This window comes from Cytobacillus dafuensis (assembly GCF_007995155.1).
Taxonomy (GTDB): Bacteria; Bacillota; Bacilli; order Bacillales; family Cytobacillaceae; genus Cytobacillus; species Cytobacillus dafuensis.
This window is the reverse complement of record NZ_CP042593.1, coordinates 3,390,472-3,408,501: the sequence shown is the minus strand read 5'-3', so window position 1 is coordinate 3,408,501 and position 18,030 is coordinate 3,390,472. Positions and strand designations below refer to the sequence as shown.

17 protein-coding genes and 1 other annotated feature are annotated in these 18,030 nt (G+C 36.3%); all 17 genes read left to right on the top strand.

The window, feature by feature from the left end:
* Positions 1–75 precede the first annotated feature (75 nt).
* Positions 76–360 carry a sporulation protein YqfC gene (gene yqfC, locus FSZ17_RS16300; protein ID WP_057771612.1) on the top strand — a complete coding sequence of 95 codons (285 nt, stop codon included), beginning with the start codon at positions 76–78 and terminating at the stop codon, positions 358–360.
* 124 nt (positions 361–484) lie between these two features.
* On the top strand, positions 485–1,678 hold the full coding sequence (yqfD, locus tag FSZ17_RS16295; RefSeq protein WP_057771611.1) for a sporulation protein YqfD: 1,194 nt from the start codon (positions 485–487) through the stop codon (positions 1,676–1,678).
* Positions 1,675–2,634 carry a PhoH family protein gene (locus FSZ17_RS16290; RefSeq protein ID WP_057771610.1) on the top strand — a complete coding sequence of 320 codons (960 nt, stop codon included), beginning with the start codon at positions 1,675–1,677 and terminating at the stop codon, positions 2,632–2,634. The genes yqfD and FSZ17_RS16290 overlap by 4 nt, the downstream gene beginning before the upstream one ends.
* Before the next feature lie 182 nt (positions 2,635–2,816).
* Positions 2,817–5,003 (top strand): HD family phosphohydrolase, encoded by a 2,187-nt coding sequence (locus FSZ17_RS16285; protein WP_057771609.1) that lies wholly within the window; start codon positions 2,817–2,819, stop codon positions 5,001–5,003.
* Positions 5,000–5,470, top strand: coding sequence for an rRNA maturation RNase YbeY (ybeY, locus tag FSZ17_RS16280; protein WP_057771608.1), 471 nt, complete (start codon positions 5,000–5,002; stop codon positions 5,468–5,470). Before FSZ17_RS16285 ends, ybeY begins: the two co-directional genes overlap by 4 nt.
* Complete coding sequence (locus FSZ17_RS16275) at positions 5,448–5,831, top strand: diacylglycerol kinase family protein (RefSeq protein WP_057771607.1); 384 nt, start codon at positions 5,448–5,450, stop codon at positions 5,829–5,831. Before ybeY ends, FSZ17_RS16275 begins: the two co-directional genes overlap by 23 nt.
* Before the next feature lie 211 nt (positions 5,832–6,042).
* Positions 6,043–6,441 (top strand): cytidine deaminase, encoded by a 399-nt coding sequence (locus FSZ17_RS16270; protein WP_228460231.1) that lies wholly within the window; start codon positions 6,043–6,045, stop codon positions 6,439–6,441.
* Positions 6,434–7,348, top strand: a complete 915-nt coding sequence (gene era, locus FSZ17_RS16265) for a GTPase Era (RefSeq protein WP_057771606.1) — start codon at positions 6,434–6,436, stop codon at positions 7,346–7,348. Before FSZ17_RS16270 ends, era begins: the two co-directional genes overlap by 8 nt.
* 215 nt (positions 7,349–7,563) lie before the next feature.
* Positions 7,564–7,707 carry a YqzL family protein gene (locus FSZ17_RS16260; RefSeq protein ID WP_082625241.1) on the top strand — a complete coding sequence of 48 codons (144 nt, stop codon included), beginning with the start codon at positions 7,564–7,566 and terminating at the stop codon, positions 7,705–7,707.
* A gap of 29 nt (positions 7,708–7,736) precedes the next feature.
* On the top strand, positions 7,737–8,489 hold the full coding sequence (recO, locus tag FSZ17_RS16255) for a DNA repair protein RecO (RefSeq protein WP_057772336.1): 753 nt from the start codon (positions 7,737–7,739) through the stop codon (positions 8,487–8,489).
* Positions 8,490–9,058: 569 nt separating this feature from the next.
* Positions 9,059–9,235: a binding site (T-box leader), on the top strand.
* 64 nt (positions 9,236–9,299) lie between these two features.
* Positions 9,300–10,190 (top strand): glycine--tRNA ligase subunit alpha, encoded by an 891-nt coding sequence (gene glyQ / locus FSZ17_RS16250; RefSeq protein ID WP_057771605.1) that lies wholly within the window; start codon positions 9,300–9,302, stop codon positions 10,188–10,190.
* Positions 10,183–12,255: a glycine--tRNA ligase subunit beta gene (gene glyS / locus FSZ17_RS16245; RefSeq protein ID WP_057771604.1), complete on the top strand. Its 2,073-nt coding sequence runs from the start codon at positions 10,183–10,185 to the stop codon at positions 12,253–12,255. Before glyQ ends, glyS begins: the two co-directional genes overlap by 8 nt.
* A gap of 162 nt (positions 12,256–12,417) precedes the next feature.
* On the top strand, positions 12,418–13,053 hold the full coding sequence (locus FSZ17_RS16240; RefSeq protein ID WP_057772334.1) for a transcriptional regulator CcpN: 636 nt from the start codon (positions 12,418–12,420) through the stop codon (positions 13,051–13,053).
* A 30-nt stretch (positions 13,054–13,083) separates the two neighbouring features.
* Positions 13,084–13,902 (top strand): pyruvate, water dikinase regulatory protein, encoded by an 819-nt coding sequence (locus tag FSZ17_RS16235; protein WP_057771603.1) that lies wholly within the window; start codon positions 13,084–13,086, stop codon positions 13,900–13,902.
* Positions 13,903–14,389: 487 nt separating this feature from the next.
* Complete coding sequence (locus FSZ17_RS16230; RefSeq protein WP_407643412.1) at positions 14,390–14,716, top strand: DUF188 domain-containing protein; 327 nt, start codon at positions 14,390–14,392, stop codon at positions 14,714–14,716.
* A gap of 234 nt (positions 14,717–14,950) precedes the next feature.
* Entirely contained in the window at positions 14,951–16,759 is a 1,809-nt protein-coding gene (dnaG, locus tag FSZ17_RS16225) for a DNA primase (RefSeq protein ID WP_057772332.1), read from the top strand.
* Between the two features lie 48 nt (positions 16,760–16,807).
* A complete protein-coding gene (rpoD, locus tag FSZ17_RS16220) occupies positions 16,808–17,935 on the top strand; it encodes an RNA polymerase sigma factor RpoD (protein ID WP_057771602.1) in 1,128 nt (375 codons plus the stop codon).
* Positions 17,936–18,030 lie beyond the last annotated feature (95 nt).

Sequence of the window (18,030 nt, the reverse complement as noted above, 5' to 3'; positions counted from 1 at the left end):
ATTAAAATGAAGAAAAATAAGTGCTAGAACCTTCCATCATTTCATACATATGAGATGAAGGGGGGTTCTTTTTTTATGACAAAAAAATGGGGACATTTCGTTCGAAAATGGATAACAAAAAATATGGAGCTTCCTCAAGATGTCATGATGGATTTACCCCGCATTACAATGATCGGACAAATCCATATATATATTGAGAACCACCGGGGCTTAATCGCTTTTTCCGACAAAGAATTAAGGCTACTTCTTAAGCAGGGACAGCTTTTGATTAAGGGAAATGCTTTTGTAATAAAAACGATATTACCAGAGGAGATCCTGCTAGAAGGGAAAATTGATCAGGTCACATATATAAATGAATAGACATTCTTACAGAAGGAGAGCGCCTTCTGTAGGATTTTTCTACGTATAAGCTCCTTATCTAAATGTGATGAGCAATAAAGAAAATATTCAAACGAACGTGACAAAGTAAATCAGGAGGAAGGAAATGAAGAATCTGTGGATTGAATTTATTGGGGGTATTGTTACAGTAAAAGCCAAAGGGAAAGGAATAGAGCGTTTTATTAATACTCTTACTCGGAACGGGATTCATATTTGGCAGGTTAAAAGGCATGGCGTCGAAGCAGTAATATTCAAAATGAAGCTAAAGGATGTTAATCAGATTAGAAACGCTGTCAGAAACAGTGATTGCAAAATTGAATTTTTACAACGGACAGGCTTTCCATTTCTTTTCAAGCGCTTGCTAAAAAACTTTGGTTTTGTTTTAGGTGCGACAGCATTTATTATCGTTATTTTTGTATTGTCCAATATGGTTTGGGGAATTGAAATTAAAGGAGCAAATCCAGCAACTGAATATAAAATTCGTAAAGAATTAACTGAAATGGGTGTTAAGAGGGGGAAGCTTCAGTTTTTCTTAGATAATGTTGAAGGAATTCAAAGAAAGCTATCGGATAATATTGAAGAAATCACTTGGGTTGGTGTGGAGCTAAAAGGGACAACCTACCATCTTCAAGTGGTGGAGAAAAACGACCCGAAGAAACCTGAATATTTAAGTCCAAGAAATTTAGTGGCAAAAAAGAAGGCAGTTATTGTGTATATGTTCGTAGAAGAAGGTCAACCAGTCGTTAGAGTCAACGATCATGTACAACCAGGACAATTGCTTGTTGCGGGAAAAATTGGGAAGGAAGGGAATATTGAATTAGTTCCTGCTAAAGGTGAAATTTATGGAGAAACATGGTATAAAACAGATGTCACTCTTCCGCTGAAAAAAACCTTTCAAGTATTTAATGGGAATGAAAAGCGGAAGCATTTCATCAAAATAGGAAATGTTGAAATTCCAGTTTGGGGTTTCAAAAAAGTGGAATATAAGGATTTTGAGACGGAGTCGAATGAAAAGAAAATTAATTTTTTAAAGTGGGAGCTCCCTATTTCGTATATAGATAGGACGATTAGAGAAAGTGAACAGGAAACTTTAATTTACGATCACGAGCAAGCATTTGAAGCTGCAAAAACTTTAGCTCGAAACAAAATAAAAAGTCAACTATCTGAAAATGATAAAATAAAAGGCGAAAAAGTTTTACACAAGTCTGTAGACAATGATAAAGTAACTATATCAATACATTTCCAAATTATTGAGAATATTGCAGAAGCACAACCAATTGTTCAAGGAGATACAGAATGACAGAAAACTTGAAAACAGTGAATGTACAACTTGAAAATCCGAATGAAGCTGTTTCTTTACTTGGTAATTCGGATGCACACATAAAAATGATCGAGCAGGAATTAAATGTAACTATCATTACGAGGGGCGAGACTGTTTTTATTTCCGGCGAAACAGAATTGGTCGAAATGGCAGGTCTTTTACTTGCTGAATTATTGCAAGTGATTAGAAAAGGAATCAATATTAACCAAAGAGATGTAATGTACGCTATTCAAATGGCAAAAAAAGGAACTTTAGATTACTTTAGTGATCTATATGACGAAGAAATTATTAGAAATGCAAAGGGAAAAATAATCAGAGTTAAGACAATCGGGCAAAGCCAATACATTCGGTCTATAAGAAGAAATGATCTTGTATTTGGAATTGGACCAGCAGGAACAGGCAAAACATATCTTGCGGTTGTTATGGCTGTTAATGCATTGAAAAACGGTCATGTGAAAAAAATTATTCTCACTCGCCCCGCCGTGGAGGCAGGTGAGAGCCTTGGATTTTTACCTGGAGATTTAAAAGAAAAGGTGGATCCTTATTTAAGACCATTGTACGATGCGTTAAATGATATATTAGGTGCAGAGCATACACAAAGGCTTATTGAAAGAGGAACGATTGAAATTGCTCCTCTCGCATATATGAGGGGAAGAACACTTGATGACGCTTTCGTTATTTTAGACGAAGCACAAAATACGACACATGCCCAAATGAAAATGTTTCTAACACGTCTTGGATTCAACTCGAAAATGGTTATCACTGGTGATAAAACCCAGGTCGATCTTCCGAAAGGAGCTAAATCTGGATTAATAGTTGGGGAAGAGATTTTACAAGGAGTAAAGGGTATCTCATTTGTCCATTTAGAAGAAAGTGATGTTGTACGTCACCCTCTTGTGGCAAAAATTATTCAAGCATATGGACAGATAGAATAGAAAAGCGAAAGCACTTAATAAAAACCGTCGGTAATACCGTCGGTTTTCTTTAGGTTTTGTCTCTTATAAATCTATTGATGTAGAGAAGTTTCAATAGAAGGATGCATCTTGATTGAAAAACTGTTATCATTTTACATAATTATAGTGTTAATGAACCAAAAACGATGATAGGAGGGAGAACATTGGACAAGCTTCAGCAATACTTGACAAAAATGAAAAAGTTATTGGAATTAACTTTTTTTAGAATCCTTTTATTTATTTTACTTGGAATCATTATGTTTCTTTCTATGTTCAGTAATGTAAAACCGGAAAAATTAGACTTAGATTTGTTCGTAGTTGCTGAACAAACAATCAGATCCCCTATCACCATTGAGGATAAGGCGAGTACAGAAAAAAGAAAGAAAGAAGCGGCAGATCAAGTTCAAGATATATATGTTGTAAAAAAAGAAATAGCGCAAAATCGGGTTGATCTAATCACCTCCATTTTTGATTCTGCAATAGAAGTGAAGGATGAGATTAAAGAGGATTTAGAGGAACAGCAAAAGGCTGAAGAACAATCGGGAGAGGTTGAAAACGGATCATTTAATATCCAAGAACCGTCACCATCAGATAAATTAGCACGAATGAAAGAAAAACTTACTGAGGATATTACAAAGGAAATATCGGATCAATCTTTGCTTGCATTATTACAGGCTTCTAAAGGTGAACTTTCAATTGCAAAAGATATGACAGTGACAGCCATAAATAATGTTATGAGCAAGAGAATCCCAGCAGATGGTGTAGAGAATGCAAAAAAAAGCCTAGAGGAAGAATTGAAATTTACCAGTCTGAATTCAAACTTGAAGTCGGCAGCTATTGAACTGGGAAGGTATGCCGTTTATCAAAATGAATTTTATGACCCGACTGCAACTGAAGAGGCGCGCCAGCAGGCTGTTGAAAGTGTTGAGCCTGTTAAGATTCTTCAAGGACAAATCATTGTTGAGGAGCAGCAATTAATCACTAGGGATATATATAGGCAATTAAAGCTGATCGGAATGTTGGATAACAACAATTCGATACAACCTTTTGCAGGACTTGCAATCATTACTCTTGTAATCCTAGGAGCTTTATATTTTTATTTTAATGATATGCAGTCTGAGTTAAAGCAAAACTATTTACTGCTGTTTAGTTTAATTTTTACTTTATCCATATTAATAATGAAAGGGATAAGCTTTTTTCCTGAGTTTAAATATTCAGAGATTAGCTATATTTTCCCAGCAGCAATGGGATCGATCTTAATTAGAATACTAATTAATGAGCGAATGGCAGTTATTTTTACAATCATAATGTCCATATGCGGAAGTATAATCTTTAACGAAGGTGTTACAGGCACTTTTAATGTTTCTTCAAGCATTTACATCATTTGCAGCGGACTTGCTGGTATTATTTTTTTAACAAAGCAAAATCATCGGTCAAAAATATTACAAGCAGGTATGTTTGTAGCTGTGGTTAATGTTATAGTTATTTTTTCACTCGTTTTTTTAAGGAATGGACAATATGATGGAATAGAATATGGATTTTATTTTATCATTGGGGTTATTTCAGGCATTTTGTCAGCAGTCTTAGCAATAGGCTTGCTTCCGTTTTTTGAAGCGGGTTTTGGTATTCTTTCCACAATGAGATTAATTGAATTGACTAGCCCAAATCATCCGCTGCTAAGAAAAATTCTAACAGAAGCACCTGGAACGTATCATCATAGTGTCATGGTAGCCAATTTATCAGAATCAGCATGTGAAGCAATTGGAGCAAATGGGTTATTAGCAAGAGTCGGTTGCTATTATCATGATATTGGAAAAACAAAACGGCCACAATTCTTTATAGAGAATCAAATGAATATTGAAAATCCGCATGATAGACTTCCGCCTCAAACTAGCAAAAATATTATCATTGCCCATGCTACGGATGGGGCTGAAATGCTTCGGAAGCATAAAATGCCTAAGGAGATTGTCGATATTGCTGAGCAACATCATGGAACAACACTACTTAAATATTTTTATCATAAGGCGAAGCAAAGTGGGCTTGAAGTTCGAGAAGAAGATTATCGATATCCGGGACCGAAAGCACAAACGAAAGAATCAGCCATAATTGGAATTGCTGATAGTGTTGAGGCTGCGGTTCGTTCAATGTCTCACCCAACTCCAGATCAAATAGATGATCTCGTAAGGAATATCATTGCTGATCGTCTTCAAGATGGACAGCTTAATGAATGTGATTTAACCTTAAAAGAATTAGTAATAGTAGAGAATTCTTTTTGTGAAACTTTAAATGGTATTTTCCATTCACGAATAGAGTATCCAGAAATGACAAAACAGAAGGTGAAACAGGCATGAGTTTAAATATTGACTTTTTGGATGAAACAAATGAGTTATCTGCGGAGCAAATTTCTTATATAAGTGAACTTCTTAATTTTGCTGCAAAATATGAGTATATTGAGGAAGATAGTGAGGTTTCACTAACTTTTGTGAGTAATGAAAAAATTAGAGAAATTAATAAAGAGTACCGAAATAAAGACAGTGTTACTGATGTCATTTCTTTTGCGATGGAGGAAATGGGTGAAGGTGAGATCGAGCTTATAGGCGTTGATATGCCGCGCGTACTTGGCGATATTATCATATCGGTTGCAAGAGCACGGGGGCAGGCTGAAGAATACGGACATTCTAATATGCGGGAGTTAGGTTTTTTAGCCGTTCACGGTTTTCTTCATCTTCTTGGATATGATCACGAAACAGCTGATGAAGAAAAGGAAATGTTTACCCGCCAAAAGGATATTTTAAATGAATTCGGACTCCAGCGTTAAGAAAAATCGATTACTTAAATCTTTTGGATTTGCCTTAACCGGCATCAAAGAAGCTGTCATGTGTGAAAGGAACCTTAGAATTCATCTTTTCTTTTCAGTAATCGTAATATGTATGGGAATATGGTTATCTATTTCTGTAAGCGAGTGGCTAATTATTGTATTGGCTATTGGAGGAATGCTTTCACTTGAAATTCTCAATTCTGCTATTGAAAGAGTTGTTGACCTTGTCACTACGGATTTTCACCCTTTAGCAAAAACAGCAAAGGATATGGCTGCAGGTGCTGTACTTATTTTTGCGATAATGTCAGTGATCATTGGGTTAATTATTTTTTTGCCGAAAATTATTGATCTTTTTCATTAGTTAGGACTGCCCTAAAGTAGGGCAGTTTTTTTACTCATTTGAATTTGCTCCATAATTTTTGGTAAAATGGGTTGGCATCATTTATAAACAAAATATATTTTTAGAAAATTCAATTTTCTATATTACGATTTTGCTACAAACGATGATTTTGAAGTCAATATGAGGTAAAATAAAAGAAGTACCCCCTTCTTACAGGAAAGGAAGACCATTTGTGCAAATTGAAAAATTAATTGAAGAAGCGAAAATAGCAAGGGAAAAAGCATACGTACCCTATTCAAAATTCAAAGTAGGTGCGGCTCTCTTAACAGAAGATGGAAAAGTGTATCATGGATGTAATATTGAAAACGCGGCATATAGCATGTGTAATTGTGCTGAACGTACGGCAATTTTTAAAGCATATTCTGAAGGAGATAAGAAATACACAGCAATGGCAGTTGTAGCTGATACAGAGCGACCATGTTCTCCTTGTGGTGCCTGCAGACAGGTTATTGCGGAATTATGTCCGAAAGATATGAAGGTTATTCTAACGAATCTTAAAGGTGATATTCAAGAAATCACGATAGAAGAATTGCTGCCAGGAGCTTTTTCACCGGAGGATTTGCATGAATAATACAGCACAAGAACATAAATCTGGGTTTATTTCAATCATCGGAAGACCAAATGTTGGAAAATCTACGTTTTTAAATCGAGTAATCGGGCAGAAAATTGCAATTATGAGTGATAAACCTCAAACGACAAGGAATAAAGTTCAAGGTGTTTTAACAACAAATGATGCTCAATTTATCTTTATTGATACCCCTGGTATTCACAAGCCTAAGCATAAACTAGGTGATTTCATGATGAAGGTCGCCCAGAATACATTGAAAGAAGTAGATGTTGTTCTGTTCATGGTTAATGCTGAAGAAGGCTATGGACGTGGGGAAGAATTTATTCTAGAAAAGTTCCAGTCCATTCGAACACCAATATTCCTTGTTATTAATAAAATAGACCAAGTTCATCCAGATGAACTGCTTACAATTATTGAATCCTACAAAGAAAAATATAATTTTAGTGAAATTATCCCTATTTCTGCCCTTGAAGGAAATAATGTTGAAACATTATTAGAGCAGATTAAAAAATATATTCCAGAAGGGCCACAATACTATCCAGCTGATCAAGTAACAGATCACCCTGAAAGATTTATCGTATCAGAATTAATAAGAGAAAAAGCCCTGCATCTAACAAGGGAAGAAATTCCTCATTCCCTTGCGGTATTGATTGATAAAATGGAGCGCCGTGATGATAAAGATGTAGTTCATGTAATGGCTACCATTATTGTCGAGCGAGATTCTCAAAAAGGGATCGTTATAGGTAAGCAAGGAAAAATGCTAAAGGAAATTGGCCAGAGGGCACGAATCGATATTGAAAATCTACTCGGATCTAAAGTGTTTTTAGAGCTATGGGTAAAAGTTCAGAAAGATTGGCGCAACAAGATGTCACAACTTAGAGATTTCGGTTTTCGTGAAGATGAGTATTAGAAAAGCGTAATGGCATCGGAAAGTTAATCTTTCCCTTTTTGGGGGATTGACCAAAACGTCCAGCCTTAACTAAGTTATTACCGGAAGTCAAGAATTATGCATAATGAAGATTAACAATATTTTTCTCTTATGAAATTTGAAAGACAGGCTATGATATATGGTAAGGATTTGGGATTTAGAATATTGCGTTGAATAACTGAAAGGTGGGGTTTTCGATGATGGATTTTACCTGGAGAGTGTTTTCGCAGACAGGTAATATAGACACATATCTTCTCTTTAAAGAGCTAGAAAAGGAAACTCAAGATATACCCGGAAATCAGGACGCAGAACTAGCAGAAGTTGACTTTCCCATCTCATAGATTGTCTTAATATAGGGATGGTGGATATGGTGCTTGAAAAATGTGAAGGCATCATTATTAGAGCAACAAATTATGGTGAGACTAATAAAATTGTCACTCTTTATACCCGAGAATGGGGAAAGGTTGGTGTGATGGCGCGCGGTGCAAAAAAGCCGAACAGTCGACTTGCAGCCGTCACCCAGCTTTTTACATACGGCTATTTTTTAATTCAGAGAGGTAACGGCTTAGGAACATTGCAACAGGGAGAAATGATTTCATCCATGCGATCGATCCGAGAAGATATTTTTCTTACAGCCTATGCAAGCTATATTGTTGATCTAACTGATAAAGGTACTGATGATAGGAAACCCAATCCTTATTTATTTGAATTAGTTCACCAAATATTAAATTTAATTAATGAGGGGTATGATGCCGAAATTCTTGTAAACATTTTTGAAATGAAAATGTTAAACACATTTGGCCTTTATCCCGTACTGAATCAATGCTCCATATGCGGCAGTACAGACGGACATTATTCTTTTTCTATTCGTGAAGGAGGACTCCTTTGCCATCGTTGCTTAGAAAAAGATCCTTATCACTTCAAAATTTCCTCTGCTACTGTGAAGCTCTTAAGGCTTTTTTACTTTTTTGATTTATCACGTCTTGGAAATATCTCTGTTAAGGCAGAAACAAAGGCTGAGTTAAAAAGAGTGATAACTGCTTATTATGATGAATATTCAGGCCTAAATTTAAAAACGAAAAAATTCCTCAATCAAATGGCTAAGTTTGGGGATATGATTTAATAGGGGAAAAAAATCTTTTTTTTTAAAGGCTCTTTTCGCATATATTGTTGCTTTTGCTTTCAAATTTCGCCCGTTGATTTCCGCTGCGGTCACTTGCTTTCCGCGGGGAGAGACGTGAGCCTCCTCGGCGCTTGCGCCTGTGGGGTCTCACGCTTCCCTCCATTCCCGCAGGAGTCAAGTGCCCTCCGCTCCAATCAACTCAGATAGTTAAATAAAAATTGCATTTAAAACAACAACCTTTACGAAAACAGCCTTTTTAAAAGATAAAGTTTAACTTTTCTCGAATTAGTGAAATGTCTAGCTCCAGCGCCTACCCCCGACGTACAAGGACGTACTAGTATCGACAATGCGACAGGACGTCGCGTTTTAGATCATAAGCCAGTCCGCCAAGAAGGTTAAAGAGAAACCTTCCTGTTGGCCTGTCTTATGCTTGTCGGGGGTGAGCACAAAGGAATGCTCCTGCGAGTTCTCATCGCAGGAACAATTGCCTTTGATTGTTCCGAAGGCGCTTGCGCATTTCTTCTTGACATTTATTTTTGTTTCGTCTAAGATTCAAATTATTAAATCTAATAGTTGCATGGATGGAGAAGAGTACTTAACTCTCTTAATTAAAGCGAACCTAGGACAGTGTAAGCTAGGGAATTAAATGTTAAGGAAGGCGCTCTTGAGCAACATGTTAATAAGGTGGCTGCTATTTCAGATTGCAGCAAATAGGGTGGAACCGCGGGTTAACTCTCGTCCCTATGCTTCATGCATAGGGACGGGAGTTTTTTGTTTTTAGTAAAAAAAATCTAATAAGAGGTGTGCTGTATGAATATTCAAAACATGATATTAACTTTACAAAAGCACTGGTCTGATTACGGTTGTATATTAATGCAGGCCTATGATGTGGAAAAAGGAGCGGGAACGATGAGCCCTTATTCGTTTCTGCGGGCAATAGGGCCAGAGCCATGGAATGTGGCATATGTGGAACCGTCCCGTCGTCCCGCGGATGGCCGTTACGGTGAGAACCCCAATCGTCTTTATCAGCATCATCAATTTCAAGTGATTATGAAGCCATCACCGGATAATATTCAAGAAATGTATTTAGACTCTTTACGAGCACTTGGTATTAATCCGTTAGAGCATGATATTCGTTTTGTTGAGGACAACTGGGAAAATCCATCACTAGGCTGTGCAGGACTAGGATGGGAAGTATGGCTAGACGGGATGGAAATTACTCAGTTTACTTATTTCCAGCAAGTTGGAGGCATCGAGTGTAAGCCTGTGTCAGTTGAAATTACTTATGGAATTGAGCGTCTTGCCTCGTACATTCAGGAAAAAGAAAATGTCTTTGATCTTGAATGGACAAATGGTTTTACGGTAAGAGATATATTCCTGCAGCCAGAATACGAGCATTCAAAATATACATTTGAAACATCCGATCAAGAAATGTTATTTAATCTCTTTAATATTTACGAGAAAGAAGCACATCGCCAAATGGAGGAAGGACTAGTCCATCCTGCTTATGACTATGTATTGAAATGCTCTCATGTATTTAACCTTTTAGATGCAAGAGGGGCTATATCAGTAACAGAAAGAACAGGATATATTGGTCGCTGTCGAAACCTTGCGAGAAAGATTGCAAAGACCTTTTATGAAGAACGTGAAAAATTAGGATTCCCGATTTTACAGTCAAAGGAGGAAATGGACCGTGACTAAAAGAGAGCTCCTTTTAGAAATTGGCTTAGAAGAAATGCCCGCAAGATTTGTAACGAATTCAATGGATCAGCTTTCAGACAAAATCCAAGCTTGGATGATGGAAAAGAAAATTTCATTTGAGAATATTAAAGCTTTCTCCTCTCCACGTCGTTTAGCGGTACTAGTAGAGGGAGTGGTTGAAGCTCAAGAAGACATTCATGAAGAAGCAAAAGGTCCAGCTAGAAAAATAGCTGTCGATGAAAACGGGGAATGGACAAAAGCAGCAATAGGATTCTGCCGTGGTCAAGGAGCTAGCGTTGAAGATATCTTTTTTAAAGAGATTAATGGTATTGAGTATGTTCATGTGAAAAAATTTATTAAAGGGCAAGAAACGAAATCTTTATTGCCTGAATTACAACAAATTATTACAAGCTTGACATTCCCAAAAAATATGAAATGGGCAGATAAGGATCTTCGCTTTATACGTCCTATCAAATGGTTGTTAGCTTTATATGGCAGTGAGGTTATGCCATTTTCAATTACAACGGTGGAAACCGCTAATTGGACGCTTGGACATCGTTTCCTTGGAAGCAAAATTGAAATAAATGAGCCAAAGGACTATGAAAAAGCTCTTCTTGGACAATATGTTATTGTTAACCCAGAAGAAAGAAAGAATGCTATTCGATCCCAGTTGGTTAAAATCGAAGAAGAAAACAATTGGGTTATTCCAATTGATGAGGAGTTACTAGAAGAGGTTACAAATCTTGTTGAATATCCAACTGCTCTATTCGGCCGTTTTGAAGAAGAATTCTTAGTACTTCCTGAAGAAGTTCTTATTACATCAATGAAAGAGCATCAACGCTATTTTCCTGTAAAATCACACGATGGCAAGCTTTTACCCTTCTTTGTTACTGTACGAAATGGAGGACATGAACATTTAGAAAAAGTAGCAAAAGGAAATGAAAAGGTATTAAGAGCAAGACTATCAGATGCTGATTTCTTTTATAAAGAAGATCAAAAAACGGAAATAGAATCTTCACTTGCTAAGTTAAAAACGATCGTCTACCATGAAGAAATTGGGACTTTAGCTGAGAAAGTTAACCGTGTTCGGAAGCTAACGAATGAAATGGCTGAAAAACTTGATTTTAGCATAGAAGATAAAACTGTTGCTGACAGAGCTGCCGAGATTTCAAAATTCGATCTTGTTACTAATATGGTATATGAGTTCCCTGAATTACAAGGCTATATGGGAGAAAAATATGCTCTGCAAAAAGGTGAAAAGGAAGCAGTAGCTAAGGCGATCAACGAACATTATATGCCAAGGAATGCGGATGATCATACTCCTAGCAGTCATGTAGGAGCGGCGCTATCAATTGCGGAGAAAATGGATACAATTGCATCCTGTTTCGCAATTGGCATTATACCAAGCGGTTCCCAAGACCCTTATGCACTAAGACGTCAAGCAACAGGAATTGTCCAAACACTTTTAAATAAAGACTGGGAAATTGAATTAGAATGGCTTATTGGATCTGCATTAATACAAATTGAAGAAGCTGGTATCACCAAAAAATCTAAAGATGAGATTGCAAAAGAAATTGTTGCATTCTTTAAGCTTAGAATAAAGCATATTCTTCAAGAAAAACGAGTGAGATATGATTTAATTGAAGCTGTATTGGGTAATGAAATTGGATCTTTACCATCACTAGTAAAAAGAGCAGAAGTTCTTGAAGCAAGGAAGAATGATGACGGCTTTAAAGAAAATATGGAAGCATTAAGCCGTGTTTTAAATATTTCATCTAAAGCAGAGATTGCAGGAGAGATTAATAGAGATTTATTTGAAAATGAATACGAAAAAAATCTTTATAATAAATACGTGCATATAAGCGAAAAGATGGAAGAGAAAATTTCAGAAAGCGTTTCATATGAACAGCTCATTTCTCTAAAACAAGAAATTGATGAATACTTTGATCATACAATGGTTATGGCTGACAATAAAGAAGTTCGTGAAAATAGGTTAAACCAGATGGTTATGCTCGCACACATTATTAGGAAATTTGCAAATGTTAACGAGATTATTGTGAAGTGAGCTTAATTTTTGCTTAAACTATATAAAAAAAGTATTATTATCATGAGCCTGTCTTAAAATTGACAGGCTCATTTATATACAGTAAATCTTTTCATTTATTTTAAATAGTATATAATAAATCTATAATAGTATGTCATTTTTCGCTTGCGCTTTTCTATTAAGGTGGTGAGGACGATCGAATTAAATAAAAGGCAGGAAACAATACTAGAGATTGTAAAAGAGAACGGTCCTATTACTGGTGAAAATATTGCGGAAAGATTGAATTTAACGCGAGCTACTCTAAGACCAGATTTGGCCATTCTTACAATGGCTGGATATTTAGATGCTAGACCACGAGTGGGGTATTTTTACACGGGAAAATCAGGCACACAGCTCCTTACAGAGAATCTAAATAAACTGTACGTAAAAAATTATCAATCTATACCCGTAGTTGTACATGAGAATGTATCTGTTTATGATGCGATTTGTACGATGTTTTTAGAGGATGTAGGGACATTATTCGTTGTTGATCAAGCAACATTACTTGTTGGGGTTCTATCAAGGAAAGATCTATTGCGTGCGAGCATTGGTAAACAAGAATTGACGAACATACCAGTAAATATTATTATGACGAGGATGCCTAATATCACGATGTGTGAAAAAGAGGACTTAGTAATTGACGTCGCGAAAAAGCTGATCGAGAAACAAATTGATGCTTTGCCAATTGTGAAAAAAACGGAAAAAGGTTTTGAAGTGATTGGCAGGATTACAAAAACAAATCTAACAAAGGCATTTCTTGCCCTTGCAGAAGATAATTAAGTAAATGAACAGAGGAGATGGTATTAAGGAATGACAAATAAGCCAATCATCTATGTAGTATCTGACTCTGTAGGGGAGACAGCAGAACTTGTTACTAAAGCAGCAGTGAGTCAATTTAATGGCAATGGAGTTACGATAAAACGTTTTCCATACGTAGAAGACAAAATGCATATTGACGAAGTTATTTCATTGGCGAAATTAGATCAAGGTATGATTGTTTATACACTTGTTAAGCCAGACATACGTCAATATATCAATGAAAAGGCTTTAAAAGAAGGAATATATGCTTTTGATATTATCGGTCCGTTAATGGATCAAATCCAGCATTTATACGGAAAAACCCCTCTTTTTGAACCTGGCTTGGTTAGAAAGCTTGATGAGGATTATTTCAAAAAAATCGAAGCGATTGAATTTGCAGTAAAATATGATGATGGACGCGACCCAAGGGGGATACTAAAGGCGGATATAGTGCTTGTCGGTGTATCAAGAACATCAAAAACCCCACTTTCACAATATCTGGCACATAAAAGGCTTAAAGTTGCGAACGTTCCTTTAGTACCAGAGGTAGATCCTCCAGAAGAATTATATCTTGTTCGTCCTGAAAAATGCTTTGGATTAAAAATTAGCCCTGAGAAGCTAAATAATATTCGCAGGGAACGTCTAATTTCTTTAGGATTAAGCGACAATGCCAGCTACGCAAATATTGAGAGAATTAAAGAAGAAATCAAATATTTCGAAAGCATTGTAAATAAAATAAATTGTCCTGTCATTGATGTTACAAATAAAGCAGTGGAAGAAACAGCCAACTTAATATTAAATCAATATCACAAAAGCTTTCCGAAAAGCTAGCACATAATTTGAATTATGTGCATTTTTCTTTTTGGGGGAAATAGTATCAGAAGTTTCAGAATTCTTCCTTTTGTTAAAGAAAAATGATTGTATAACGATAAAAAATGATAAAAACAATAGATATTCAAATTATTTTATACTATAATAAAAAATTGTGATAAAAATGTTATAGATTAGGTTTAGAGTTCAGTATGAACGAATAAACTATTTATTGTGAGAAGTCAAGGGCACGACCTGAAAAAAATTCGACATAAACCCCCTTCTAACATAGTACAGCTTTTTAGTGTTTATACACTAAAGTCAAAAGTTGTTTTTAGAAAGAAGGAATATGTGGAGTGATGTAGAATTATTAGAACATTAGGCAATCCTAAAATTTTATTGATGCAGAATCATGTCCTGTAAAGGAGAATATTGTCGAAATAAACAATAAGAATTCTGTAGAAGTAATATTCATTGCCTCCTATGCCCTATGAAAAATGATTTAATTGTGGCTAAGTGGAAATTTGTTGACTCAAGAAAAGAGAAAGTTGATTTATTTATTATGAATCATGCATTACCTTCCGATATTGTTATTACGCAAGATATTGGATTAGCATCTACACTTTTACTCAAAGGAGTTTATGTCCTTTCTCCGAAGGGGATTTTATACGAGGAAAAGGAAAATCACACCGCACTTGATATGCGATATTTATCTTCAAAGGCGCGGCGAAGGGGGATATATGGCAAAGGTCCAAAGCCTTACAGTCGGGAAGATCGTTTAAGGTTTGTGAAGGAATTGACCAAGATTTTGTCGAAATTTGAAGGAAAACGCTGACTTTTATAGAAATACTATTTGAAAAGCTTTCTGAGTGTCTAGCTACAGCGCCTACCCCCGACGTACAGGACGTGCTAGTGTTGACAATGCGACAGGACGTCGCGTTTTTGTCGACCTCGAGGTCACAAGCCAATCCTCCCAGAAAGGTAAAGAACACCTTTCCGTGAGGCTCGTCTTGTGCTTGTCGGGGGTGGGCAAGGCGCTTACGCTTTTCTAATTATTGGAGTTGTTTCCATGGCAGAGCGCATCGCCGAGGAGAAAGTGAATGAAATTCGGCAAGCTGTCGATATTGTTGATATTATTAGCGACTATGTACAATTAAAAAAGCAAGGACGAAATTATTTTGGTCTATGCCCTTTTCATGGAGAGAACACACCGTCTTTTTCTGTTTCACCAGATAAGCAGATCTATCACTGTTTTGGCTGTGGTGCAGGTGGAAATGCTTTCTCATTTTTAATGGATCTTGAAGGATATTCATTCCAAGAAGCTGCTGTCAAACTAGCTCAAAAAGGTAATATAAAGCTTGATAACCTTACCCCAATAGCAGCACAAAAGCAAGTTTCTCCAGATATTCAACACATGCTTGATGCTCATGAAGTATTACGTAAATTTTACCATCATCTTCTTGTAAATACAAAAGATGGCGAGCATGCATTAGAATATTTGCTTGGAAGAGGATTTACAATGGAATCCATTGAAAAATTTCAAATCGGTTATTCTCTACAATCATGGGATTTTGTTTTCAAGTTTTTAACAAAAAGGAAATTCCCTTTAGAAATTATTGAAAAAGCAGGTTTGATCATAAGACGTGAAAAAGATGGCAGTTATTTTGATCGCTTTCGTAATCGAATTATGTTTCCTATTTTTGATCGAAGTGGTAATACGATTGCCTTTTCAGGAAGATCACTAGGGGACGACGAGCCCAAATATTTAAACAGTCCTGAGACGCCAATCTTTAATAAAAGTAAAATTTTATACAATTTTCATTTAGCAAGACCTCAAATAAAAAAATTTCAGCATGCAGTACTTTTTGAAGGCTTTGCTGATGTAATATCTGCAGATCTTGCTGGAGTTGAAAACGGTGTTGGCACAATGGGAACTTCTTTAACGGAAGATCATGTTTCCGTATTAAAGCGGAATGTGCAGTCAGTCACCATTTGCTATGATTCAGACAATGCTGGAATTGAAGCAGCTTTTAGAGCTGCAAGTATGCTATCACATGCAGACTGCTCTGTAAGAATAGCAGTAATGCCTGATGGACTAGATCCCGATGATTACATTAAAAAATTTGGTCCAGAAAGGTTCCGCCATGAGGTGATTGATGCAAGTGTCACACTAATGGCTTTTAAGTTATTATACTATCGCAGGGGAAAAAAACTGCAACATGAAGGAGATCGGCTTTCTTATATCGAAGAAGTATTAACGGAAATTAGCAAGCTGGATAAAGCAGTTGAAAAAGACTTTTATTTGCGACAGCTAGCAGACGAGTTTTCGCTTTCGTTAGATGCTCTTAAAGAGCAAGAGAAACAAATTTATCTTTCAGACAGACGGAAGAATAAAGGGGAAAGTGGAAAAGCGGCAAATAAAAAGCTCCTTCTAACGAAACAAACAAAGCAGCTTAATCCTGCTTTTTATACAGCTGAAAGAAGGCTTATTGCACATATGCTACAAAACAGCGATATTGCTTTTAAAGTGCAAGATTTGCTACAGGGTAACACTTTTAATATTGATGAACATCAAGCAATTATTACTTACTTATTAGGTTATTATGAAAATGGGCATTCACCTGATCCGAGTGCTTTTATCAATTATATTAATGATGAAAAGCTTAAACGGGTTGTTGCTGATATTGAAATGATGAGTATAAACGAAGAAATTAGCGAGCAAGAATTAAGTGATTATCTTAAACAGGTGTTTAATTATCCAAAAATGTTAAAGATAAAAGAAAAAATGATTGAACAGAAGGAAGCGGAACGGCGAAGTGATTTTGCGGAGGCAGCCTTAATCGCAATGGAAATAATTCAATTGCGCAAGTCTCTATAGATAGTTAATTATGTAAGGATTGTCGTGACTTTGGAAGGAGGGGGCCATATGGCTGAAAAATCAGCTCGATCAAAAGAAGTTGATTCAGAATTGACCCTAGATCAAGTAAAAGAACAAATAACTGAAGCTGGGAAAAAGACAGGTGTTTTAGCCTATGATGATATTGCAGAAAAATTGTCTCATTTTGAATTAGATTCTCATCAAATGGATGAGTTTTATGAATTCCTTGGGGATCAAGGTGTTGAGCTTATTGGTGACAATGATGAAGATGCTGACCCGAATGTACAGGAATTAGCAAAAGGTGAAGAAGAATTTGATTTAAACGATTTAAGTGTACCACCGGGAGTAAAAATAAATGACCCTGTACGCATGTATTTAAAAGAAATAGGCCGTGTTGATCTTCTTTCCGCAGAAGAAGAGATTTCTCTTGCGGAACGTATTGAAGATGGTGACGAAGAAGCGAAAAGACGCCTTGCAGAAGCAAACCTTCGTTTAGTCGTCAGTATTGCCAAAAGATATGTAGGTCGAGGTATGCTTTTCCTAGATTTAATTCAGGAAGGGAATATGGGACTAATAAAAGCAGTTGAAAAATTTGATTACAGAAAAGGCTTTAAATTTAGTACCTATGCTACATGGTGGATCCGACAGGCTATTACAAGAGCTATAGCTGACCAAGCAAGAACGATAAGAATCCCGGTTCATATGGTAGAAACAATTAATAAATTGATTCGAGTTCAGCGTCAATTACTTCAGGATTTAGGCCGAGAACCAACTCCTGAAGAAATTGCGGAAGATATGGATTTAACACCAGATAAAGTAAGAGAAATACTAAAAATTGCACAAGAGCCTGTTTCATTAGAAACACCAATTGGAGAAGAAGATGACTCCCATTTAGGTGATTTTATTGAAGATCAAGATGCTACTTCACCATCAGAGCATGCTGCATACGAACTTCTTAAAGAGCAGCTAGAGGATGTTTTAGATACTTTAACCGATCGGGAAGAAAATGTCCTTCGTCTTCGTTTTGGACTTGATGATGGCCGCACAAGGACTTTGGAGGAAGTCGGTAAAGTCTTTGGTGTAACTCGCGAGCGTATTCGTCAAATCGAAGCGAAAGCATTGCGCAAATTAAGACATCCAAGCAGAAGCAAGCGCCTAAAAGACTTTTTAGAATAGAAAATGATTGTCAGAAAATAGTTTACTTCTTACAATGGAGGTAAACTATTTTTTATTTTCAAGAAATTACATAATATCTTTAACTTCCAGAATGG

Coding starts and splice junctions, on each gene's coding strand:
- yqfD (WP_057771611.1), top strand. CDS start 485: ATGAAGAATCTGTGGATTGAATTTATTGGGGGTATTGTTACAGTAAAA.
- rpoD (WP_057771602.1), top strand. CDS start 16,808: ATGGCTGAAAAATCAGCTCGATCAAAAGAAGTTGATTCAGAATTGACC.
- ybeY (WP_057771608.1), top strand. CDS start 5,000: ATGAGTTTAAATATTGACTTTTTGGATGAAACAAATGAGTTATCTGCG.
- yqfC (WP_057771612.1), top strand. CDS start 76: ATGACAAAAAAATGGGGACATTTCGTTCGAAAATGGATAACAAAAAAT.
- glyQ (WP_057771605.1), top strand. CDS start 9,300: ATGAATATTCAAAACATGATATTAACTTTACAAAAGCACTGGTCTGAT.
- FSZ17_RS16275 (WP_057771607.1), top strand. CDS start 5,448: ATGAATTCGGACTCCAGCGTTAAGAAAAATCGATTACTTAAATCTTTT.
- FSZ17_RS16260 (WP_082625241.1), top strand. CDS start 7,564: ATGATGGATTTTACCTGGAGAGTGTTTTCGCAGACAGGTAATATAGAC.
- FSZ17_RS16290 (WP_057771610.1), top strand. CDS start 1,675: ATGACAGAAAACTTGAAAACAGTGAATGTACAACTTGAAAATCCGAAT.
- era (WP_057771606.1), top strand. CDS start 6,434: ATGAATAATACAGCACAAGAACATAAATCTGGGTTTATTTCAATCATC.
- FSZ17_RS16235 (WP_057771603.1), top strand. CDS start 13,084: ATGACAAATAAGCCAATCATCTATGTAGTATCTGACTCTGTAGGGGAG.
- dnaG (WP_057772332.1), top strand. CDS start 14,951: ATGGCAGAGCGCATCGCCGAGGAGAAAGTGAATGAAATTCGGCAAGCT.